The sequence below is a fragment of the Streptomyces sp. CA-249302 genome (genome assembly GCF_050936785.1).
GTDB lineage: Bacteria > Actinomycetota > Actinomycetes > Streptomycetales > Streptomycetaceae > Streptomyces.
The window spans coordinates 10,425,020-10,447,770 of the sequence record NZ_JBNJMG010000001.1; the positions used below are offsets into that span (position 1 = coordinate 10,425,020).

The 22,751-nt window shown below is 70.5% G+C and carries 18 protein-coding genes and 2 pseudogenes; 16 read left to right on the forward strand and 4 right to left on the reverse strand.

Translation table 11 applies throughout. The features are described 5' to 3' along the window. Positions 1 to 206 precede the first annotated feature (206 nt). The 6 genes and pseudogenes from ACQEWB_RS47190 to ACQEWB_RS47215 form a co-directional block, all read left to right on the forward strand. Positions 207 to 1,310, forward strand: a complete 1,104-nt coding sequence (locus ACQEWB_RS47190; RefSeq protein ID WP_432842691.1) for a LacI family DNA-binding transcriptional regulator — start codon at positions 207 to 209, stop codon at positions 1,308 to 1,310. 117 nt (positions 1,311 to 1,427) lie between these two features. After that, positions 1,428 to 2,735, forward strand: a complete 1,308-nt coding sequence (locus ACQEWB_RS47195; RefSeq protein WP_432842693.1) for an ABC transporter substrate-binding protein — start codon at positions 1,428 to 1,430, stop codon at positions 2,733 to 2,735. A gap of 94 nt (positions 2,736 to 2,829) precedes the next feature. After that, complete coding sequence (locus ACQEWB_RS47200) at positions 2,830 to 3,801, forward strand: carbohydrate ABC transporter permease (RefSeq protein ID WP_432842695.1); 972 nt, start codon at positions 2,830 to 2,832, stop codon at positions 3,799 to 3,801. Positions 3,802 to 3,863: 62 nt separating this feature from the next. After that, positions 3,864 to 4,634: a carbohydrate ABC transporter permease gene (locus ACQEWB_RS47205; protein ID WP_432844371.1), complete on the forward strand. Its 771-nt coding sequence runs from the start codon at positions 3,864 to 3,866 to the stop codon at positions 4,632 to 4,634. 2 nt (positions 4,635 to 4,636) lie between these two features. Beyond that, the gene (locus ACQEWB_RS47210) at positions 4,637 to 5,692 is read left to right on the forward strand and encodes a hydroxyacid dehydrogenase (RefSeq protein WP_432842697.1); all 1,056 of its coding nucleotides are present in this window, start codon (positions 4,637 to 4,639) and stop codon (positions 5,690 to 5,692) included. 93 nt (positions 5,693 to 5,785) lie between these two features. Beyond that, positions 5,786 to 6,643 (forward strand): annotated as a pseudogene (locus tag ACQEWB_RS47215) (alkaline phosphatase family protein); the annotation flags it as partial. 10 nt (positions 6,644 to 6,653) lie between these two features. On the opposite strand, the gene ACQEWB_RS47220 reads toward ACQEWB_RS47215, so the two are convergent. Both ACQEWB_RS47220 and ACQEWB_RS47225 read right to left on the reverse strand, forming a co-directional pair. Beyond that, entirely contained in the window at positions 6,654 to 7,901 is a 1,248-nt protein-coding gene (locus ACQEWB_RS47220; protein ID WP_432844373.1) for a cytochrome P450, read from the reverse strand. Between the two features lie 49 nt (positions 7,902 to 7,950). Further along, on the reverse strand, positions 7,951 to 9,300 hold the full coding sequence (locus tag ACQEWB_RS47225; RefSeq protein WP_432842699.1) for a glutamine synthetase family protein: 1,350 nt from the start codon (positions 9,298 to 9,300) through the stop codon (positions 7,951 to 7,953). Between the two features lie 238 nt (positions 9,301 to 9,538). On the opposite strand from ACQEWB_RS47225, the gene ACQEWB_RS47230 reads away from it, so the two are divergent. The 10 genes and pseudogenes from ACQEWB_RS47230 (at position 9,539) to ACQEWB_RS47275 (ending at position 19,537) form a co-directional block, all read left to right on the forward strand. Beyond that, positions 9,539 to 9,724, forward strand: coding sequence for a ferredoxin (locus ACQEWB_RS47230; RefSeq protein WP_432842701.1), 186 nt, complete (start codon positions 9,539 to 9,541; stop codon positions 9,722 to 9,724). Between the two features lie 13 nt (positions 9,725 to 9,737). After that, a complete protein-coding gene (locus ACQEWB_RS47235) occupies positions 9,738 to 10,934 on the forward strand; it encodes an NAD(P)/FAD-dependent oxidoreductase (protein ID WP_432844375.1) in 1,197 nt (398 codons plus the stop codon). An 11-nt stretch (positions 10,935 to 10,945) separates the two neighbouring features. Next, entirely contained in the window at positions 10,946 to 11,752 is an 807-nt protein-coding gene (locus ACQEWB_RS47240) for an acetoacetate decarboxylase family protein (RefSeq protein WP_432842703.1), read from the forward strand. Between the two features lie 160 nt (positions 11,753 to 11,912). After that, positions 11,913 to 13,246, forward strand: a pseudogene (locus ACQEWB_RS47245) (aldehyde dehydrogenase). Beyond that, positions 13,239 to 14,183 carry a 3,4-dihydroxyphenylacetate 2,3-dioxygenase gene (locus ACQEWB_RS47250; protein ID WP_432842705.1) on the forward strand — a complete coding sequence of 315 codons (945 nt, stop codon included), beginning with the start codon at positions 13,239 to 13,241 and terminating at the stop codon, positions 14,181 to 14,183. Before ACQEWB_RS47245 ends, ACQEWB_RS47250 begins: the two are co-directional and overlap by 8 nt. 1 nt (position 14,184) lies before the next feature. After that, a complete protein-coding gene (locus ACQEWB_RS47255) occupies positions 14,185 to 15,030 on the forward strand; it encodes a fumarylacetoacetate hydrolase family protein (protein ID WP_432842707.1) in 846 nt (281 codons plus the stop codon). A 28-nt stretch (positions 15,031 to 15,058) separates the two neighbouring features. Beyond that, on the forward strand, positions 15,059 to 15,658 hold the full coding sequence (locus tag ACQEWB_RS47260; RefSeq protein ID WP_432842709.1) for a TetR/AcrR family transcriptional regulator: 600 nt from the start codon (positions 15,059 to 15,061) through the stop codon (positions 15,656 to 15,658). A gap of 176 nt (positions 15,659 to 15,834) precedes the next feature. Then, positions 15,835 to 17,286: an APC family permease gene (locus ACQEWB_RS47265; protein ID WP_432842711.1), complete on the forward strand. Its 1,452-nt coding sequence runs from the start codon at positions 15,835 to 15,837 to the stop codon at positions 17,284 to 17,286. Positions 17,287 to 17,354: 68 nt separating this feature from the next. Further along, the gene (locus ACQEWB_RS47270; protein ID WP_432842713.1) at positions 17,355 to 18,845 is read left to right on the forward strand and encodes an aldehyde dehydrogenase; all 1,491 of its coding nucleotides are present in this window, start codon (positions 17,355 to 17,357) and stop codon (positions 18,843 to 18,845) included. Next, entirely contained in the window at positions 18,842 to 19,537 is a 696-nt protein-coding gene (locus ACQEWB_RS47275) for a gamma-glutamyl-gamma-aminobutyrate hydrolase family protein (RefSeq protein ID WP_432842715.1), read from the forward strand. The genes ACQEWB_RS47270 and ACQEWB_RS47275 overlap by 4 nt, the downstream gene beginning before the upstream one ends. Before the next feature lie 3 nt (positions 19,538 to 19,540). Here the strand turns inward: ACQEWB_RS47275 and ACQEWB_RS47280 are convergent, their stop codons facing one another. Both ACQEWB_RS47280 and ACQEWB_RS47285 read right to left on the reverse strand, forming a co-directional pair. Further along, complete coding sequence (locus ACQEWB_RS47280) at positions 19,541 to 20,113, reverse strand: MarR family winged helix-turn-helix transcriptional regulator (RefSeq protein ID WP_432842717.1); 573 nt, start codon at positions 20,111 to 20,113, stop codon at positions 19,541 to 19,543. A 108-nt stretch (positions 20,114 to 20,221) separates the two neighbouring features. Continuing rightward, positions 20,222 to 22,669, reverse strand: a complete 2,448-nt coding sequence (locus ACQEWB_RS47285; RefSeq protein ID WP_432842719.1) for a polysaccharide lyase 8 family protein — start codon at positions 22,667 to 22,669, stop codon at positions 20,222 to 20,224. Between the last annotated feature and the right edge of the window lie 82 nt (positions 22,670 to 22,751).

Below are 22,751 nucleotides of genomic sequence, written 5' to 3' on the forward strand. Positions count from 1 at the left end.
GGTGGCTTCCCGGCCGCCGCCTCCGTCTTCATGCACGGAACGTAGCATCCGGGCGCCTCTGATGGCACTCAGTGCACATGTGTGAGGGAACTCAGTGCTCCCCGCGTGCAGGTCGATCGTATTGATCACAAGCGATCGATACGATGGTGGGCCTAGAGTTGATCGTTCCGTAGACCGTCCGTCCGGCCTCGCTCCAGGGGGAGCCCATGCGACTGCACGTCGACCAGCGCCACGAGAAGGTGCTCGAACTCGTCCGGGAGCGGGGGAGCCTGCGCGTCGCCGACCTCGCGGCCGAACTCGGCGTCTCCGCGGTCACCTTGCGGCGGGACGTGGAGGCGCTGGCCGCGCAGGGGCGGGTGCACCGGCTGCACGGCGCGGTGGTCTGGCCCGGTGAGGAAACCGCCGCCGAGGAGCGGGGGCGATCCGAGGGTGCCGAGGGCGCGGTGATCGGAATGATCGTGCCGACCACGAAGATCATCTTCGCGGACATCGTCCGGGGCGCCCAGGAGGCGGTCGCGGCCCAGGGCGGACGGCTCCTGCTCGGGGTGAGCGGATATGTCGACGCCGAGGACTCCGTGCAGGCCGGGCACCTCGTCTCGGGTGGGGCGGAGGGCCTGCTGGTGGCGCCCAGCTGGTTCGGTGGCGTCCCCGAGGACGGCCAGGAGAAGTGGCTGCGGGACCACGGGGTGCCCACGGTCCTCGTCGAGCGTTCGGCCCCGCCCGGAAACCCGGCGGCCGCCCTCGACCGCGTCGGCACCGACCGCGCGCACGGGGCCGCGGTGGCCGTGGGCCACTTCGCCGCCCTCGGCCACCGCCGGATCGCCGCCGTACTCCAGGAGGGCCCGCACGCCGTCCAGATCACCGCCGGCTTCGAGGCGGCCGTGCGGGCGCTCGGCCTGAAGGCCGACCCGGGCGCACCGACCGTGCGTGAACACGGGGACTACGAGGCCAGCGTCGACTACCTGGCCGAGGCGGTGCAGAAGCGCGGCCTCACCGCGGCGCTCGTGCACAGCGACGAGGACGCGATCGTGCTCCTGCCCCGGCTCCAGGCCCGCGGCATCCGGGTGCCGGAGGACCTGGCGCTCATCGCGTACGACGACGGCGTCGCCGGCCTCGCCGACGTACCGCTCACCACGGTCGCGCCGCCGACCCATGCCGTCGGCGAGCTTGCTGCGAAGCTGCTGCTCCAGCGGCTCGCGGAGCGCAGGGGCGGGCAGCGTCCTGGGCCGCGTCAGCACATCGAACTTCTTCCGGAGTTGAGGATCCGCGCGTCCTGCGGCGGGCGGCCGATCGCCGAAGCGATCGATTAGTGAGCGTTGGACGATCGTTTTGATTGTCTTGCGCGAACGCTCTTGACTCCGATCGTGTGCGCGCAAAAGATGTCCTGCGACCGCCTCTTCCCTTACGAGGTCTCGTAGGAGCAGTGCATGACGCGCACTTCACGTTCGTTCCGTACCGCAGCCTTCGCCGCCGTCGCAGCCCTCGGCCTGCTCACCACCGCCTGCGGCGGCGACGGCGACTCGACCGGATCCGCCGCAGGCGGCAGACCGGTCACCCTCACCTACTGGACCTGGACGCTCGGGGCCAAGTCGACGGTCGAGGCGTTCAACAAGACGCACAAGGACATCAAGGTCAACTTCACCGAGATACCGGGCGGCACGGAGGGTTACAGCAAGCTCGCCAACGCCGTGAAGGCGGGCAACGCGCCCGACGTGGCCACCATCGAGTACCAGATGGTCCCGGAGTTCGCCAGCCAGGGCAATCTGATCGATCTGACCAAGTACGCCGGTGAAACGGTCAAGACGAAGTTCCCGAAGTCCATCCAGAGCCTCGTCACCTTCGGCGGCAAGACCTGGACCGTGCCCTACGACGCCGCCCCGCAGCTGTACTACTACCGCACCGACCTGTTCAAGAAGTACGGCATCGAAGTCCCCAAGACCTGGGACGAGTTCAGGACGGCCGCCGCGAAGGTCAAGAAGCAGGACAAGAGCGTCCGCCTGGCCTCCATGCCGAAGAACGACCCGGCGCTGCTGGCCGCGCTCTCCTGGCAGGCGGGCGGCAAGTGGTTCGCCACCGAGGGCGACGCCTGGAAGGCCGGCGTCGACGACACCGCGACCAAGAAGGTCACCTCCTACTGGGACGGCCTGATCAAGGACGACCTCGTGCAGTCCTACGCCGGCTACAGCCCCGAGGAGACCAAGGCCCGCACCTCCGGCAAGACCCTCTCCTTCCTCGGCGCCTCCTGGTCCGCCGGCGGCATGCAGACCTCCATGCCCGACCTCACGGGCAAGTGGGCCGCCGCGCCCCTGCCCAACTGGGGGACCGCGGCCGGCGGCAACTACGGCGGCAGCTCCTACGGCGTCCTCAAGGGCAGCGAACACGCCGAGGCCGCGGCCGAGTTCATCACCTGGCTCACCACGGACAAGGCCGGCGTCGAGGCCCGCCTCGCCGACCTCGAGTCGCCCAGCAGCGCGCTGCCCGCCAACCCGGAGATGCGGGAGGTGGCCGCCGCCGAGTTCGACACCTCGTACCTGAACGGCCAGGACCTCTACAAGCTGGCCTCCGAGCAGGTCGACACCATCGTCCCCGGCTGGACCTGGGGCCCGGACCAGATGGACGTCTACACCGCCATCCAGGACGCCACCGCCAAGTCCGGCTTCACCGCCGGCGTCGAGGCCGGCCAGCAGAAGGCCGAGTCGGGCATCACGGAACGCGGGCTGAAGCTCGCCGACTGAGCCGAGAGCCGCAGCGGTCGGGGCGCCCGGAACACGCCCCGACCGCTGCCCTTCCCGACCCCGCCCGCCCATCCGCCCCCGTCAAGGAGCCGCCGTGGCAGTCCCCACCGCCCCTCCCGTACGCCGCCCGGCACAACCCCGCCCGCCGGCCGCGCCACCGCGGACAGCCGGGCCGCGCCGCACCCAGCGTCGTACCGCCATCCTGTTCATCACCCCGTTCTTCGTCCTGTTCGCCGTGGTCATGGCGGCCCCCATCGGCTACGCGGCGTGGATGAGCCTGTTCCAGGAGCGTTCCTCGGGGCTCGGGTTCGGCGGCAGCGAGCGGGTGTTCAGCGGGCTCGACAACTACACCAAGGCGCTGTCCGACGCCGGATTCCGGGACTCCTTCGCGCACATCGCCGTCTACTGCGCCCTGTACATCCCGGTGATGATCGGCGCCTCGCTCACCCTGGCGCTCCTGCTCGACTCCACGCTCGCCCGCGCCAAGCGCTTCTTCCAACTCGCGCTCTTCGTACCGCACGCGATCCCCGGACTGATCGCCTCGATCGTCTGGATCTACCTCTACACCCCGGGCCTGAGCCCGGTGCTCGACTGGATCGGAGCGCTCGGCGGCACCTGGGACTTCTACCGCAACGACCATGTGCTCACGTCGATGGTCAACCTGACCGCCTGGCAGTGGATCGGCTACAACATGGTCATCTTCTACGCCGCCCTCCAGGCCGTGCCGCGCGAAGTGCTCGAAGCCGCCGTGGTGGACGGCGCCGGTGCCCTGCGCACCGCGCTGCGGATCAAGGTGCCGATGATCGCTTCGGCGGTCGTCATGACCGTTCTGTTCACCTGCGTCGGAGCGATCCAGATCTTCACCGAGCCGAAGCTCCTCAACCAGCGGGGTGCGCCCTCGATCGACACCGAGTGGTCGCCCACCCTGTTCATCTGGAAGGCGGGCTTCGTGCAGCACGACTACGGCCTGGCCGCCGCCGGCTCCCTGCTCCTTGCAGCGCTCGGCGTCCTCCTCTCCTACCTGGTCACCAGGATCGGCAACCGGTGGAAGGCGGCAGCCGCGTGAGAACCCTGCTCTCCAAGGGCGCCGTCAACGGCCTCCTGACCATCGCCGCCTGCTACACGCTCATGCCGGTCAGCTGGCTCCTGTTCGCGGCCACCAAGAACCACCGCGACCTCTTCGCCACCTCCGGCTTCGCCTTCGGCGACTTCAACCTGCTGACCAACCTGCGGGACGTCTTCACCTTCAACGACGGCATCTACCTGCGCTGGTTCGGCAACAGCATCCTCTACTCCGTCATCGGCTCCGCCGCCTCGACCCTCATCTGCGTGGCCACCGGCTACGCCTTCGACAAGTACGAGTTCAGGGGCCGGGAGAAGCTGTTCGGTCTGGTCCTCGGCGGTGTCCTGGTCCCCGGCACCGTCATCCAGCTGCCGATGTACCTGCTGGCCACCAAGGCCGGGATCGTCAACACCTACTGGGCGCTGCTGCTGCCCGCCCTGGTCAACCCGTTCGGCGTCTACCTCGCCCGCGTCTTCTCCGAGGGCTACGTACCGAACGAGGTCCTGGAGGCCGCCCGCGTCGACGGAGCGAGCGAACTGCGCCTGTTCTCCCGCATCTCCCTGCCGATGCTGGCGCCCGGCTTCATGACCATCTTCCTGTTCTCGTTCACCGCCAGCTGGAACAACTTCTTCGGCGCCCTCGTCATGCTCAACGACGACCGGCTCTACCCGGTCAACCTGGGCCTGTTCATGTGGAACAGCGTCACCCAGCAGCAGCCCGAGTACTACTCGCTCGTCATCACGGGCTCCCTCGTCGCCGTCGTCCCGCTGATCGTCGCGTTCGTCTGCCTCCAGCGCTTCTGGCGCTCGGGTCTGACCGCCGGCGCGGTGAAGTGACGATGCCCGCACCGGAAGGCACCCTCCTGAACGGCACGCCCCGACTGCCCACCCCGTCCCGCCCGCACACCCTCCTCGCCATGGGCACCGACATCCACGGCCGCCTCCTCGCCGAGGGCGCCCTCGACCGGCTCACCGCCGTCGCCCACGTCGACACCAGGACCACCGTCACCGACCCGGCCCTGGCCGACCCCGCCGAACTCGCCCGCGCCGAAGTCCTGTTCACCCACTGGGGAGCACCGAGGCTCACCGAGGACGCGCTGCGCCGAATGCCCCGGCTGCGGGCGGTGGTCCACGCGGCCGGCTCGGTCAAGCACCATGTCACCGACGCCGTGTGGTCACGCGGCATCCGGGTCTCCTCCGCGGCCGCCGCCAACGCCCTGCCGGTCGCCGAATTCACCCTCGCCGCCATCCTGTTCGCGAACAAACGCGTCCTCGACGCCGCCCACGCCTACGCCCGGACACGGGAGCGGACGAACCTCCTGGCGTACTACGGCGGCCACGGCAACTACCACCGCATCGTCGGCATCGTCGGAGCCTCCCGGATCGGCCGCCGCGTCATGGAACTGCTGCGCCCGCTCGACCTCGACGTCCTCCTCCACGACCCCTACCTCGACGCCCACCAGGCCCGCACCCTGGGCGCAGACCCCGTAGGCCTGGACGAACTCGTCCGGCGCAGCCACGTGGTGTCCATCCACGCACCCCAACTCCCCGAGACCCGGCACATGTTCGACGCCCGCCGACTCACCCTCCTCCAGGACGGCGCCACCCTGATCAACACGGCCCGCGGCTCCCTCGTCGACACGGACGCCCTCACCGCGCACCTCGTCACCGGCCGCGTCCACGCCGTACTCGACGTCACCGAACCCGACGTACCACCCGCCGACTCGCCCCTCTACACGCTGCCCAACGTGCTGCTCACCCCGCACATCGCCGGCTCCCTCGGCAACGAGCTGACCCGTATGAGCGACTGGGCGACAGAAGAGGTCTCCCGCTATGCGCAGGGCCTGCCGTTCGCGCACGAGGTCGAGCCGGACGAGCTGACCCGCTCGGCGTGAGCGGATCACCGAGCGAGACGAACGAAACGCTCAGTTCGGCCTGAGCCCGACTCCGGGCGACACGCACAGCACCCTCGATCCGAAAGGAGCCCCGTGCCCGACGCCTCCCACCGCGGCCACGCCCTGGTCGTCGGCATCGACGGCGTACGCCTCGACGTCCTGCGCCGCCTGCCCACCCCGCACCTCGACGCACTGGCCGCCGACGGCTTCCTCACCCCCGTCGAGGTGGACCCGGAGACGCCGACCATGTCCGGACCGTGCTGGGCGACCGTCGTCACGGGCGTGACGGTGGCCAAGCACGGCGTGTGGAGCAACGACCTCACCGGCCACCGCCTCGACGTCTTCCCCGACTTCGCGACCCGCCTCGCCGCCCAGTACGGCCGCCGCACCTTCGTCGCCGCCGGCTGGCAGCCCCTCCTCCAGCCGCGCGACGGCGGTCCGCTCTTCCGCGCCCCGTCCCGGACCGCGTACATCGCCCCGACCGCCGACACCCCCGCGGCCTGGGAGCACTGCGACGGGCAGATCACCGAGGCGGCCGCGCGGGTGCTCGCCGAGGACGACGTCGAGGCCTCCTTCGTCTACCTGGGCGCACCCGACGAGACCGCCCACGCCCTGGGCTGCGGCGATGCGTACGAGGCGTCGATACGGCAGGCCGACGCCCGCCTCGGCCGACTGCTGGCCGCCGTCCGCTCCCGGCCCTCCTACGCCGACGAGCGGTGGACCTTCCTCGTCGTCACCGACCACGGCCACGTCGACGCGGGCGGTCATGGCGGCCGTACACCCGAGGAGCGAACCGCCTGGCTGGCCGCGGCCGGCCCGGGCATCGGCGCGGCGCCGCCCCACGTCCGCCACGCAGACGTGGCCGCCCAGGTCTTCGCCGCGCTCGGTCTGCTTCCGGACCGGCACTGGACCCTGGACGGCCGCCCCGTCGCGGCCGTGGCGCGGACCGTGACGGAGGCCGTCAGGCCAGGGTGACCTCCACCGGCAGCTTCTTGATGCCGTTGACGAAGTTCGAGCGCACGCGCGGGACTTCGCCGGTCAGGCGGATGTCGGCGAGGCGCGGGATCAGCTCCTCGAACATGATGCGGATCTCGGTGCGGGCGAGCAGGTTGCCCAGGCACAGGTGCGGGCTGCCCTTGCCGAAGGTGACGTGGTCGTTGTCGGTCCGGGCGACGTCGAAGTCGTACGGGTTGCCGAAGACCTCCTCGTCGCGATTGCCGGAGGCGTACCACATGACGACCTTGTCGCCCTCCCTGACCTGCTTGCCGCCGAGTTCGACGTCCCGGGTCGCGGTGCGGCGGAAGTGGTAGACGGGGGAGGCCCAGCGCAGGAACTCCTCGACCGCGCCCGGGATCAGGGACGGGTCGTCCTTCAACCTGGCCAGCTGCTCCGGGTGTTGGAGGAGGGCCAGCATCGAATGGGTGATGGTGTGCCGGGTGGTCTCGTTGCCGGCCACCACCAGGAGCAGGAAGTAGTTGTCGAAGTCCTGCGCGGACAGCGGGACTCCGTCGCGCGGGGTGGTGTTGACGAGCTTGGAGACGAGGTCCGTGCCGTCGCCGCCGCGCCGCTGCCGCGCCAACTCCCGTCCGTACTCGAAGACTTCGAGCGAGGCGGGCGAACGGAACGGCAGGTCGCGGTACTTCTCGCTCTCCGCGCTGTGCAGCAGCACGTCCGCGTAGTCCGGGTCGGTGTTGCCGATGATCCGGTTGCCCCAGTCGATGAGCTGCTGGTTGTCCTCCGGCGGCACGTCCAGGAGCCGGGCCAGGACGTTGATCGGGAAGTCCGCGGAGACCTCCTTGACGAAGTCGAAGGAGCCCTTGGCGAGCGCCGCGTCGAGGGTCTTCGCGGTCAGGCCGCGCAGGAAGCCGGTGTAGCTGTTGATGACACCGGCCCCGAACTGCCGCTGGATCACGCTGCGCAGGGCACGGTGGCGGACGCCGTCCAGCTCCAGGATGGACGCGCGTTTCCTGATCTGGTCCTCGTCCACCTCCTCCAGGTTCACGAATCTGGTCGAGGTGAAGGTCTCGGCGTCCCGGTCGACGCGGGCGATGTCGGCGTGCCGGGTCACCGCCCAGAAACCGGAGTTGGGCGCCTCCTCCGGCTGCCAGTGCACCGGGTCCTCGTGGCGCAGGGTGTGGAACATCCGCCAGGGGGTGACCCCGTCGGTGAAGTTGTCGAGGTCGGCGAGGTCGACGTCCGCCAGCGGCATGGGCTCGGCGGCAGCCGGAACAACAGTGGTCACGTGATGGCTCCAGTCGTCACAGGTGGTAGGCGTACTCGGTGAACTCCCAGTCGGTGACGTGCCGTTGGAAGCGATCGACCTCGTTGCGCTTGTAGGCCAGGAACGAGGCGGTGAAGTCCTTGCCCAGGATCTCGGCCAGGGCGGTGTCCGCCTCCAGCGCGTCCAGGGCGTCGGTGAGAGTGGTCGGCAGCAGCGCCGAACGGGCCGTGTCGTAGCCGTACCCCTCCAGCGGGGCCGGCGGCTCGTCGCCCGTCAGCACACCGAGCAGCGCGGCGGCGACCGTGCCCGCGATCAGCAGATAAGGATTGGCGCTCGCGTCACCCAGCCGCAGCTCCAGCCGCGCCCCGGACCCGCGCTCCGGCGGGATGCGGACCATGGCGCTGCGGTTGTCGAGCCCCCAGTCGATCAGCCAGGGGGCGAGGGTGTCGGGGCCGAAGCGTTTGTACGAGTTCACGGTCGGGTTGGCGAGGGCGGCGAGCGCGGGCGCGTGGGCGAGGATTCCGGCCACCGCATGACGGGCGGTGGCCGACAGGCCGTAACCGCCCGAAGGGTCGTCGAAGATGTTGCGCCCTTCCTCGTCCTCGCAGGAGAGGTGGAGGTGGAAGCCGGAGCCGCCCGAGTCGTTGAACGGCTTGGCCATGAAGGTGGCGAGCCGCCCCTCCCGGCGCGCCAGCTCCTTGATCGCCGCCTTGAAACGGAAGGCGCGGTCGGCGGCGGACATCGCCTCCGAGTGCAGCAGGTTGATCTCGAACTGTCCGCCGTCGAACTCGTGGTTCCCGCTGATCACGCCCAGTTCCAGGTCCCGGACCTGGCGCAGCGTGCGCAGCAGGTGGTTGTCGGGGTCGGCGCGAAGCCCGGCGGTGTAGACGACACCGGCGTCCCGCGAGTACCGACGCCAGCCGCCCGCCGGGTCCGCCTCGCACAGGTAGTACTCCAGTTCGGGCCCGACGACCGGCCGCAACCCGTGCTCCGCGCAGCGCGCGAGCACCGAGCGCAGCAGATCGCGCGGCGACTCGGGCGCCGGCCGACCGGTGGCGGGATCCTGCACGTCACCGAGACAGGAGGCCACGCCCGGCTCCCAGGGCAGCGGCGCGAGCGTGTCGAGATCAGGTCGTACGGCGATGTCGGGCAGACCGGCGTCCAGGCCGCCGCTGACCGGCACCACATCGCCCTGCGGGCTGGTGTGGTAGACGGCGCGGCAGAACGCGAGGCCGTGCTCCAGGGCCCTGGGCAGCTCCTCGACGAGCACGTCGCGCGCCCGGTCGGTGCCGATCAGGTCGGGATAGGTCACCCGGACCACGTCGATGCCGTCGGCGGCGAGCCGCTCCAGATGGCGGCGGAGGTCCGGAGTGTCTTGAGCGCTCACCGTTGTCTCCTCGGGGGACGTCCGAAGTTGTTTGATGCCAAACGGTAGGAACGGGTGGGGCCGGCCGCAAGGGGTCCGGGCAAAGAATTTATCCAGGCGGATAGGTATTGACCAGGGGTGGCGGTCTGCCTACCTTGTTTGAAGCCAAACGAGTTGGGGGTGCGGAAATCCGCACCCCTTTGGCAGGGGCCCGCCCGTCCGGCGGGCGGGCCCTCTTTCCCCCTCAGGAGGACCGGCCATGAAGGTCGTCGTCGACATGAACAAGTGCCAGGACCACGGCCAGTGCGTCTTCGCGGCCCCCGACGTCTTCCGGCTCGACGACGGGCACCTCGCCTACGTCCCCGACCCGGACGACGCGCTGCGCGACGAAGTCGAGGAGGCCGCGGACGTGTGTCCGCTCCAGGCGATCCGGATCGAGGACTGACGTGAGCGGCAGCATCCTCGTCGCCGGCGCCTCGATGGGCGGCCTGCGCGCCGCCGAACAACTGCGCGCGGCCGGCTGGACCGGGACGATCACGGTCGTCGGCGACGAACCGCACATGCCCTACAACCGACCCCCGCTGTCCAAGGAGGTCCTCGCGGGCCGCGCCGGCTTCGAATCACTGGCCTTCACCCCGAAGGCGTCGACCGCCGACGTGGAATGGCGCCTGGGCACCCGGATCGTCGCCGCCCGGCTCGACGAGCGGACCGTGGAACTCGACGACGGTACGACGGTCTCGTACGACGGACTGGTCGTCGCCACCGGGATGCGGCCCCGCCGGCTGCGCTGCCCCGGGCCGGTCGCCGGGCGCCACACGGTCCGCACCATCGCCGACGCACAGGGGCTCAGGGACGAGCTGAGCAGGCCCGGTGTCCGGGTGGTCGTGGTCGGCGCGGGCTTCATCGGCTGCGAGGTCGCCGCGACCGCGGTGGGGCTCGGCGCGGCCGAGGTGACCGTGGTCGATCCGCTGCCGCTGCCCATGGTGGGGCCGCTGGGCGAACTGCTGGCCGGACTGCTGCTGGGGCGGCACGAGGAACGCGGGGTGCGCTTCGCGCTCGGCACCGGGGTCGCGGGCTTCGCCGGTGAGGACCGGGTGACGGGGGTGGTGCTCGCGGACGGTCGCACGGTGGAGGCGGATGTCGTCGTCGAGTCCGTGGGGTCCATCGCCAACGTCGAGTGGCTGGACGGGAACGGGCTCGATCTCGCGGACGGTGTGCTGACCGACGGGCAGCTGCGGGTGGGCGGGCGGCCCGAGGTCGTCGCGGTCGGGGACGTCGCGCGTTTCCCGAACGCCCGCTACGACGGTGTGCCGCGGCGGGTCGAGCACTGGTCCATTCCGACGGACAGTGCGAAGCATGCGGCGAAGGTTCTGGTCGCCCATCTGGCGGGGAGCGAGGGAGAGTTGGCGCCCTTCGCCCCGTTGCCCACCTTCTGGAGCGACCAGCACGACTTCCGGTTGCAGTCCTTCGGGGCGCCCGTGCTGGGGCTCGGTGACGTCCGGGTCCTCGACGGGGAAGCGGAAGGTGACGTCCTGGTCGGGTACCACGCCGGCGGCCGACTCGTCGGTGTCGTGGCGCTCGGCGGCCAGTCGGCCGCGATGGGTGCGGCCCGCTATCGCGCCCAGTTGCTCAAGCAGCCTGCTCTCACTGTGTAAGGAAGATCGTCATGTCCGGTGTTCGTGGTTACTTCCATCCGAAGACGGCGACCGGTGCGTCGTCGCTGATTCCCTCGCCGCCGTGGCGGTACTCGGGTGATCTGCTCACCGTCGAGTACCGTACGGATCCCTCGCGGGTGCGGGAACTGCTGCCCGAGCCACTGGAGTTGGCCGACGAGGACCCGGGCGCGGTCGCGCTGATCTGGGCCGACTGGCAGTCCTGCTCCGCCTCCGGCGACGAGCTGCTCGATCCGGTGCTCGCCCAGTACAAGGAGGCCTTCGCGGTCGTCCGCTGCAAGTACCGCGGCCAGACCTACACCCGGTGCGTGTACATCTGGGTCGACAAGGACTTCGCGATCGCGCGCGGACTGCACCAGGGGTATCCGAAGAAGCTCGGGTCGATTCATCAGACGCGGCCGCATCCCTATGGGCCCGCTCCGCGGATCGAGGCCGGAGCGCGCTTCGGCGCCACCCTCGCCGCCGCCGACCGGCGGCTCGCCCAGACCGTGGTGACGTTGCGGGAGCCCTCGGGGACGAACGGGTTCGTCAACGGCCACCCCATGGCCCACCATCGCTGGCTGCCCTCGATCGAGAAGGGCAAGGGGCTCGCGCTGGACGAGCTGATCGAGTCGGGCGCGGCCTCGTTCGAGGGCGGTCAACCCTGGGTCGGTGACGCCGAGTTGGAGCTGTTCGAGGCGCCCACCGAGGAGCTGGCCCGGCTGGAGATCCGCGAGCCGATCGCCGCGTACTACCGGCAGGTCGGGGTGGTGTGGGACGGCGGCCGGCTGCTGGAGTCCAACACCTCGGCCGCCGAGTGACCCCCGTACACACAGGACCTGGAGAGCGGACATGACCGAGCACACCCTCACCGTGGCCGGGGTCGCCGTCGACACCCGGCACTGGATCGGCGGCGAACGTGTCGCCTCCGCCGGCACCTTCACCGACGTCTCGCCGATCGACGGGAGCGTCCTCGGCGAGATCTCCCGCGGCACCGCCGCCGAGGCCGGGGCGGCCGTCGCCGCCGCGAAGGCCGCCTTTCCCGCCTGGGCGGCCACCTCCCGTGCCGAGCGCGCCCGCCTCCTGCACGCGATCGCCGACGGCGTCGAGAAGCGGATCGAAGAACTCGCGATCGTCGAGACCACCGACAACGGGGCGCTGCTGCGGTCGCACCGTCGCGGTGTCATGCCCCGGGTCGCGCACAACTTCCGGTTCTTCGCCGACTGGTTGCTCAAGCTGGAGCACGAGGACTTCGAGACTCGTGGGCACGGCAACCATGTCAGCTGGGATCCGGCCGGACCCAGTGTGCTGATCACGCCGTGGAACGCGCCTCTGATGCTGTCCACCTGGAAGGTCGCCCCCGCCCTAGCGGCCGGCAACACCGTGGTGCTGAAACCGGCCGAGTGGACGCCGCTGACCGCCTCGCTGCTCGCCGACATCGCGGCGGAGGCCGGGCTGCCGGCCGGGGTGTTGAACGTCGTCCAGGGCTACGGCTCCGAGATCGGCGATGCCCTCACCTCGAACCCGGACGTGCGCCGGATCAGCTTCACCGGGTCGGTGCCGACGGCCACCCGGATCGCCGCTTCCGCCGCGCCGAACCTCACGCCGCTCAGCCTCGAACTCGGCGGGAAGTCACCGCTGTTGGTGTTCGCCGACGCCGACCTGGACCTCGCCGTGGATCTCGCGGTGGAGCAGTACGACAACGCCGGGCAGGTCTGCCTCGCGGCCACCCGGTTCCTCGTCGAGGAGTCGGTGGTCGAGGAGTTCACCCGGCGGTTCGTGGAGAAGGCCGGGGCCCTGAAGCAGGGCGATCCCCGGCACGAGGGCACCGACATCGGGCCCAACATCCATCCCCGCCAGCTGGAGAAGATCGACGGGTTCGTACAGCGGGCGATCGCGGCCGGGGCCCGTGCGGTCATCGGCGGCCACCGGGGGACGGCCAGTACTACGCGCCGACCCTGCTCACGGACGTGGCCCAGGACTCGGAGATCGTGCAGGAGGAGGTCTTCGGTCCGGTCCTCACGCTCCAGACCTTCGCCACCGAGGAGGAGGCCGTCCACCTCGCCAACGACACCCGGTTCGGACTGGCCGCCACCGTCGCCACCGGCGACCGCGAGCGAGCCGAACGCGTCACCGCGCAGTTGGTGGCGGGCACGGTGTGGGTCAACTGCTTCTTCGTACGCGATCTGCAGGCCCCCTTCGGCGGCTCGCGGCTGTCCGGTGTCGGGCGCGAGGGCGGGACCTGGAGCTTCGACTTCTACTGCGACCTGAAGAACACCGTCACCGCACCGAGCGGCTGGAGGAACCATGGGTGAGATCGTCGGGGCGGGCCTGCTCGCCCACGTCCCCACCATCGTGCTGCCCGAGGCCGACCGGCTGGAGCTCAACGAGGGCAAGGAGATCACCCTCGTCACCGGTCTCCACGAACTCCGCCGGGACGTCTTCGAGCGGGACGACTATGACACCGTCGTCGTCCTCGACTCGCACTGGGCGACCACCGTCGAGTTCGTGGTCACCGCGCAGCAGCGCAGGGCCGGGCTGTTCACCTCCGAGGAACTGCCGCGGGGGATGTGCCGGATGCCGTACGACTTCCCGGGCGACCCCGAACTCGCCCGCAACGTCGAGAGGTTCGCGGACAAGCACGGCACCTGGATCACCGCGATCGAGGACGACTACCTCCCCATCTACTACGCCACCATCAACCTCTGGAAGTTCCTGGGGGAGGGGCTGCCCGACAAGCGGTGGCTGACCATCGGGGTGTGCCAGACCGGGGACATGGAGGACCATCTGCGGCTCGGGCGGGCGCTGGCCGACGGCATCGCCGCCACGCCGGGGCGGCGGGTGCTGCTCATCGCGTCCGGCGCGCTGTCGCACACCTTCTGGCCGCTGCGCGAGATCCGGGACCACGAGGCCAGCGACCCCGTGCATATCCGCACCCCGCAGGCCCGCGAGGCGGACTACGAGCGCATCGGCTGGTTCAAGGAGGGCCGGCACGACAAGGTCCTCGACACCATGGACGAGTTCTGGAAGTTCAAGCCCGAGGCGAAGTTCTTCCACTACCTGATGATGGCCGGTGCCCTCGGCGAACAGGCCTGCACCGCCAAGGCCCGCCAGTACGGCGAGTACGAGAACTCCGTCGGCACCGGCCAGGTCCACCTCTGGTTCGACCGCCCGGCCGACGGTTGGACCGGCGCGGAAGCGTCCGTGACCGCCGTACCCCACCACCCGCACCGCCGCTTCCAGGAAGGCTGACATGCCCGAATACCGCCGCATCCTCCTCGACGGCGCCGCCGTCCAGGTCACCGTCGACGGGGACGAACTCGTCGCCGGCGACGGCCGCCGCGTCAAGATCGAGGAGGCGCAGCACCTGCCCCCGGTCGTCCCGTCCAAGGTGATCGCCGTCCACCTCAACCACCGCAGCCGCGTCGACGAGTTCCGGATCGAACTGCCGGACACCCCCACCTACTTCCACAAGCCGACCTCCTCCCTCAACTCCCACCAGGGCGCGATCGTCCGGCCCGAGGGCTGCAAGTGGCTCAACTACGAGGGCGAGGTCGCCATCGTCATCGGGAAGACCGCGCGGAACATCTCACCCGAACAGGCGGGGGAGTACATCGCCGGATACACCGTCGCCAACGACTACGGGCTGCACGACTTCCGGGACACCGACGCCGGTTCCATGCTCCGGGTGAAGGGCTCCGACACGCTGTGCCCGCTCGGGCCCGGGCTGGTCACCGACTGGGACTTCCACGGCAAGCGGCTGCGCACCTACGTCAACGGCGAGGTCGTCCAGGACGGTTCGACCGACGAGATGAAGTGGGACATGCACTACCTCGTCGCCGACATCGCCCGCACCATCACCCTCTACCCGGGTGACGTGCTGCTGTCGGGTACGCCCGCCAACTCCCGCCCCGTGCAGCCCGGCGACGTCGTCGAGGTCGAGGTGGAGGGCCTGGGCCGGCTCACCAACCACGTCGTCACCGGCCCCACCCCCGTCCGCTCCGACGTCGGCGCACAGCCCACCGAGTCGGAGGAAGTGCTCTCCACCGCCCTCGGCGGCGACTGGGAGTTCCGTGGCATCCGGCCGCCGCGTCGCTGAGGGCGTCGCCGCAGGTAGGGTCGCTTTCATGACCGAGCCCGCCGAGCGCCGCCCCCGCAAGCGTGTGAACTACGGCGCGGGCCGCGAGGCCCTGCTGGGCGCCGCGGTCCGCGTCGTGGCGCGGGGCGGCCTGCGCAGGCTCACCTACCGTGCGGTCGCCGAGGAGGCGGGCGTCACCCACGGGCTCGTCGTGCACCACTTCGGTTCGAGGGACGCGCTGATCGAGGAGGCGCTCACCCACGCCATCCGCACCTCGCTCAGCAACAGCGCGCTGGAACCCGGCACCGGAAAGACCGAGGACTTCTCCGTCGGGCTGACCGAGATGGTCGAGTCCGGACCGGACCTCCAGTCCTTCCAGTACGAACTCCTCATCGAGGCGCGCCGCCGGCCCGAGCTCCTCACCCACCTGCGGGCCCTGTACGAGGAGTACTTCGAGGCCACCCGGCGCGAACTCACCCAGATGCTGCCCGGCCCGGTTGACGAGGGCCTCTCCCGGATGGTGTTCGCCACCCTGGAGGGCCTCGTCCTGCACCAGCTCGTCTTCGGCGAGCGGGAGATCATCGAGGACGCCCTCGAAGAGCTGCGCGGCGTGCTGCGCCTGCTCGCCCGGGAGCGCGACGGGCGCTGAGAGCGCCCTTCCCCACGCCCGCTGCGGACGTCCCTGATCACGGCCCCGTAAGAAGTCCGCGTCGGATCCGGATTCTCCGCCGCACCCCCTTGCCAAACGGATAGTTCCGCCCCACGATTAGGCAACTCGTTTGGCCTGAAACGATCCCTCTCCCCTCTCTCTGGCAGGTGATCCGAGTGGACAGTCGTACGGTCGCCACGGCGCACACCGTGCAGGACGACGCACCCACCGCAGGCACGCTCAAACCCAACGCCCTCGGCGTCCTGGGCATCCTCTTCTTCGTCCTGTCCGCACAGGCCCCGCTCACCGGCATCGCCGGCGCACTTCCCATCTCCGTAGGGGCCGGCAACGGTCCCGGTGCCCCGGCCGCCTATGTGGCCGCCGGCCTGATCACCCTGCTGTTCTCCGTCGGCTTCGTGGCCATGGGCCGGCACGTGGTGAACGCCGGTGCCTTCTACACCTACATCGGCAAGGGCCTGGGCCGGCATGTCGGCACCGGCAGTGCCGGGGTCGCGCTCTTCGCGTACTGCGCGGTCCAGGCTGCGATGTACGGTCTGTACGGGGCGACCGTGAGCGGTCTCCTGAACCACTACACCGGCCATGACGTGCCCTGGTGGGTCTGTGTCCTGGTCACCATGGCGATCGTCCAGATCCTCGGCGCCTCGGGCATCGAGATGGGCGCCAAGGTGCTCGCGGTCTTCGTACTGGCCGAGTTCAGCATCCTGAGCGCCTTCGCCCTCGTCACCCTCTTCAAGGGCGGCGGACCGGAGGGCCTGGGCTTCACCCAGTCCTTCTCCCCGGGCGCGGCCCTGAAGGGCGCGCCGGGCGTGGCGCTCATGTTCGCCGTCGCGTCGATGATCGGCTTCGAGGCCACCGCGATCTACGGCGAGGAGGCGCGCGAGCCCCGGAAAACGGTGCCCCGGGCCACCTACCTGGCCGTCGCCGTCGTCACCGGCTTCTTCGCCTTCACCTCCTGGATGCTGGTCTCCGCCTACGGCGCCTCGAAGGCCCAGGAGGCGGCCGGCAAGGCGCTGACGACCGACTCGACGACGTTCGTCTTCGCGCCGATCGCCGACCAGTTCGGCGCCTGGGTCAACGACGTCCTGCCGATCCTCCTCGCCACCTCCCTCTTCGCCGGCATCCTTGCCTTCCACAACTCCGCGAACCGCTATCTCTTCTCGCTGAGCCGCGACGGTCTGCTGCCCCGCAAGCTGTCCTCCATCAACCGCCGGCACTGTCCCTCGGTGGCCGGCGCCGTGCAGACCGCCATCGCCGTGCTGCTCGTGGTGCCGTTCGCGATCGCCGGCAAGGACCCGGTGCTGACCCTGTTCTCCTGGTTCAGCGGCGTCGCGGTACTCGGGATCATGCTGCTCTACTTCCTGACCTCGGTCTCCGTGACCGTCTTCTTCCGCCGCGAGCGCCTCGACACCCGGCCCTGGAACACCCTGATCGCCCCCGCCCTCGGCGCGATCGGCATCGCCGGTGCCATCTGGCTCATCCTCGCCAACTTCACCACCCTCATCGGCGGCGAGAGCAGTACGGCAGCCTGGCTCGTGGCCTCGGTGCCGGCGGTCATGCTCGTGGGCCTGGTGGCAGCGCGCCTGACGCGCAAGGACGCGGCCGCGTAGCGCCCCGCGACGCCGAACCGGCCACGGACCCGCGTCGTCGGTCACTTCACCCCTACTGGAGGAAACCCATGCCTGCCGTCACCCACGACGAGTGGCTCCGCCGGGCCAAGGCGCTGGAGGTCAACGGCGCCCACCACATCGACGGAACCGACGAGCCGGGTGGCGGCGGCACCTTCGCGGTCGTCTCGCCCCGGGACGGCCAGGTGATCGCCCAGGTCGCCGACGCCGGCCCGGCCGAGATCGACGCCGCCGTGGCGGCCGCCCGCCGCGCCTTCGACACCGGGCCGTGGCCCCGGCTGGCGCCCGCCGAACGCGGCCGCGTCCTCGTCCGCCTCGCCGAACTCCTCGAAGAACAACGGGAGTTGCTGGCCCTCACCGTGAGCCTGGAGATGGGCAAACCCATCACCGACGCCCACGACATCGAACTGCGCGCCGCCATCAGTACCTTCCGCTGGTACGGCCAGCTCGCCGACAAGCTCACCGACGAGTCCCCGCACACCGCCCCCGACGCCCTCGCCCTCGTCACCCGCGAACCCGCCGGCGTCGTCGGCGCGGTCGTGCCGTGGAACTTCCCGCTGACGCTGGCCGGTTGGAAGGTCGCCCCGGCGCTGGCCGCCGGCTGCACGGTCGTACTGAAACCGTCTGAGAACTCCCCGCTCTCCGCGCTCCTGCTCGCCCGCCTGGCCACCCAGGCCGGACTCCCGCCAGGCGTGCTCAACGTCGTGGGCGGCAACGGGCCCGTGGCAGGGCGGGCCCTGGGCCTCCACCCCGACGTAGACGTGCTCGCCTTCACCGGCTCCACCGCCGTCGGCCGCCACTTCCTGCACTACGCGGCCGACTCCAACCTCAAGCGCGTCTGGCTCGAACTCGGCGGCAAGTCGCCCAACATCGTCCTCCCGGACGCCCCCGACCTGGAGAAGGCCGCAGCCACCGCCGCCTGGGGCATCTTCTTCAACCAGGGCGAGATGTGCACCGCACCCTCCCGTCTCCTCGTCCACTCCTCGATCGCCGAGCAGGTCACCGAGGCCGTCGTCCGCCGGGCCCGCGAACTGCGCGTCGGCGACCCCCTCGACCCGGCCACCGAGATGGGCGCCCTGGTCGGCGAGAGCCACCTCGCCCGCGTCCTCGACCACATCGGCACCGGCCGCACCGAGGGCGCCCGGCTGCGTACCGGCGGCGACCGCATCCGCGCGGACACGGGAGGGTCGTATCTCGAACCCACCGTCTTCGACCGCGTCGACCCGGCGATGCGGCTGGCCCGCGAGGAGATCTTCGGCCCCGTCCTGTCCGTGCTCCCCTTCGACGACCTCGACGAGGCGGTACGGCTCGCCAACGCCACCGAGTACGGCCTCGCCGCCGGCCTGTGGACCTCCGACCTGAGCACCGCGCACCGGGTCGCGCGGCAACTGAAGGCCGGCACGGTCTGGGTCAACTGCTACGAGGAGGGCGACCTGACCGTCCCCTTCGGCGGGGTGAAGCAGTCGGGCAACGGGCGCGACAAGTCCGTACACGCCATCGAGAAGTACACCGAGCTCAAGACCACCTGGATCCAGCTGTGACCCGGCCCCTCATCGCGATCCCGGCCCGCTTCTCCGCCACCACCTCCGCACTGCGGTACGCCGCAGAGGTCAACGCCCGCGCGCTGATCGAGGCGGTGTGGCGGGCGGGCGGCGAACCGGCGAGCATCCACCCCGCTCCCGGCGGCGTGGCCGAACGTCTCGCCCGCTTCGACGGCGTCCTGCTTCCCGGCGGCGGCGACCTCGCCCCGCACCGCTACAGCGTCGACGACACCCACGACAGCGTCTACGACGTCGACGAAGTCCAGGACGCCTTCGACCTCGAAGTCGCCCGTCAGGCCCTGGAGTCGGGTATCCCGCTGCTGGCGATCTGCCGAGGCCTCCAGGTCGTCAACGTCGCCCTCGGGGGCACCCTGGACCAGGACATGGGCGGCCCCGGCCGCGACCACCGGCACGTCGTGCACCCGGTCACCCTGGAGCCGGGATCGACCGTTGCCCTTGCCGCCGGGGCGGAGAAGACCGACGCGTCCTGCTACCACCACCAGCGCGTCGGCCGCCGGGGCGAGGGGCTCGCGGTCACCGCCGGCGCGGCCGACGGCACCGTCGAGGGACTCGAACTCCCCACCGCCCGCGGCTGGTTCACCGCCGTACAGTGGCACCCCGAGGACACCGCACACGAAGACCCGGCCCAGCAGGGCCTGTTCGACGCCCTGGTGCGTGCGGCCCGCGGCTGACGCTCAGGCCTTCGGCCGGCGTCCGCTGCGCCGCGGGGCGGGCTCCGCGCCGCCCAGCAGCGTGCGGCGGCGCTCCTCGCCGTGCTCCTCGACCTGGAGCACGACCTCCCGCAGCCCCTCCGCGAGGCTGCGGCACTCGGCGTCGCTGAGGCGCTCGGTGACGAAGGACTCCTCCTCGTTGAAGGCCGGGAACACGCGCTGCATCAGTTCCTCGCCCTTCTCGGTGAGGCTCAGCAGCACCAGCCGTCCGTCCGTCGGATGGCCCGCCCGGCGCAGCAGACCCCGTGACTCCAGGGTGCGGGCCACGCCGGTGAGCGTGCCCTTGGAGATCCCCGCCTCCTCGGCGACGTGCCGGGTCTCCGACTCGCCCCACACCCACACCACCCACAGCACCACGAACGCCGTCCAGGTCAGGTCCGAACCGCGCAGCACGGAGTTCTCCAGGTGCTGCCGGACCGCGGAGGCCGCCCGGTAGATGTTCGCGACGGCCGCCATCTGGTCCCGGCGGAGCGGGAAGCCGCCCAGCTTCGCCGCGGCGAGCTTCTCGGCTTCGGTGATGGATCGATGGCCGGGCACAGCGGCTCCTTCGGTCGTTCCGACAGGACCGCACCCGTTCCGAAGGCGACGCGGTCGTTCGACCTCAAATTGTACGGACCCTTCGTCGAGGTGCTGCCGTGCGCCGCCTCAGCCCAGCTCGACGGTGGTCTTCTGGGTGACGCCCGCCGTGCCGCTCAGGTCGCCGAAGGTGAGCGTCAGCGCCGAACCGGTCGTCGCCGAGGTCACGGTGGACGGCTTGGACGTCACCGCGGACACCGCCCGGTTCCAGGTGAGCGTCAGGCTCGTCTGCATCCGCATCGGATCGCTCACACAGATCACGGCGGTCCCGTCGCTCCTCTCGGTGATCAGCACGCAGCACGGATTGCTCGCCGTGAGCGTTCCGACCGTTCCGCCGAACCAGAAGTTGACGCCGGTGAAGCCGAGCGAGGGCACGGCGACGCCCTGCTGGTTGTCGGTGTTGGCGAGCACGCTCAGCCAGCCCGTGGCGGCGGCCCGCGCCTGGGTCTGTGCCGCGGTGGCGCCGGGCATCAGCAGGTAGGAGTAGGTGCCGGCGGTCGGATCGGTGCCGTGATCGACGTACATGGTCAGGTACTTGCGGGTGACGGCCGTCGTGGAGCCGCCCGTGTTGATGGCGCTCCAGGTGCCCGTACGCGAGTCCCTGAGCGCGTTGAACGTGGCACCGCCCGGGAAGACGTAGCCGCCCATGCCGCCGATGTGCGCCCAGGCGGCGCCGGTGAAGGTCTGCGACCAGGGATAGGTGGCGGAGTAGGCGGTGCCGTCGACCGTGAAGGAGTGGCTTCCGGTGGGGCCGAGGTTGCGGTTCTCGATCGTGGACTCCACGGCCGTGCCGTCGGTGCACTTGATGCCCGCGCCGAGGCAGACGATCGAGTCGTCCAGACAGAACCACGACTTCTTCGCCATCAGGGTGGACTGAAGTCCCTTCAGGTACTGGCCGATCGCGGCCCGGGTGCCGTCCGTGGCCCCGCCCACCCAGTTCACGTCCGGCAGCGAGGCGCCCCAGTCGCCGCCCGCCGCGTCCGCGAGCACCTTGCGCGAGGCAGTGCTGCCGGGCAGCCGGTACGGGTCGACGGTGGGCCAGAAGGCGTCGCTGTACTGGCCGTTGGCGTAGGTGTCGCCCCACCAGTAGAGCATTCCGGAGCCGGTGTGCCAGCCGTGCAGGTTCTCGCCGTTGCCGGTCTCGTAGTAGGTGATCCGCCGGTCGGCCATGCTGACCGAGGCGGCCCAGCCGGGTCTGCGGTGGGTGGCCCGGGACATGTTGGTGAACAGGCGGTGCCCGGTCGGCTCGGCGATCGCGGAGACCGAGGTGTCGTCCACGACCGACTTCAGACGGGCCAGGCCGGTGAGGCTGATCGACGGGTCGCTCAGCGGCGGGCTGTAGTAGTCGCGCTGTATCCAGCCCTTCACCAGCCCGCGCCAGCGAGCGTTCTCCGTCGTGCTCGCGCCCTGACCGAGCAGAACGATCGCCGCGAGGATCGGATGACCACGCAGGTGATCGTCCTGCTGGATCTGTTTCGTGTCGGACGCGGACAGGCCCCGGCTGATCGCGCGGCCCGCCACGCCGTCCATCACCAGCCCGTTGTAGAGGAAGGGCGCCCACGCGTTCTCCACCGCGTCGAACACGATCTGCCGGTTGGTGTCGGTCACCTCCCAGGTCGAGCCGGTCAGCAGCGCGAACAGCAGCCCGAGCCCGCCCAGCATCACCGAACCGTACGAGCCCGTGTACGGCACGGTGGTGTGCTGGATGAAGGAGCCGTCGGTGTAGAGCCCGTCGCCGCCGGTGACGTACGGGAAGACGGGGGAGAGGGCGTCCCGTGCCAGCGCGATCTTCGCGGAACTCGCGCCGACCACCCCGCGCAGGGCCAGCACCCGGCAGAGGTCGACCCGGTTGGCGCCGGTGCTGGTCCCGGAGTAGGTGGAGACGGCCGAGTCGGGCACGAAGTGGTCCACTGCGGCGAGGTAGTTCGCGATCTGTGTCGCCGACAGCGCGTCGTACATCAGCACGCAGACGTCGAGGAGCTGCTGCGGGGCGCCGATCTGCCAGCTGTACCAGTTGCCGTAGCGGGCCTGGGTGGCGTTGTAGACCTCGGAGTGGAGATGGTCGAGCCCGGTGAGGACGGCGTCCCGCAGGCCGGTGTCGCCGGTCAGTCCCGTACCCTGCTGGCAGTACGCCTGCGCGAGCGTGCCGAGCCGGGTGTAGCTGGTCTGAAGGTTGCCCGAGTAGCCGTAGGACTCCTGGTCGGTGTCCGGATCGGGGTCCGCGTACACCAGGTCGGGCCAGAGCGATCCCGTCGCCGGCGCCATCGAGGACTCCAACTGAGCCGCCGTGGTACCCAGTTCGGCGAGCCGGCTCTTGAACGGCTCCGCGGTGGGACTGAACCCCTCGCCCAGGACGAGCGTGCGCCACTTCGCCCGCAGGGTGGTGAACTCGTCCGCCGCTGCCGCCTCTTGAGCGGCGGCGGACGGAGCGGCGCTCGACCGGGGCGGGAGCCCAAGCGCGACAGCGGTGCCGGTGCTTGCGGCGAGAAAGCCGCGACGTGACCAACGAGTCGTCATGTCGGCGGTTTCTAGCACGGCAACGTTCAAACGCTCAATACATGCTACTGAATTGAACGTATTGATCGTTTGTCGGGGTGGG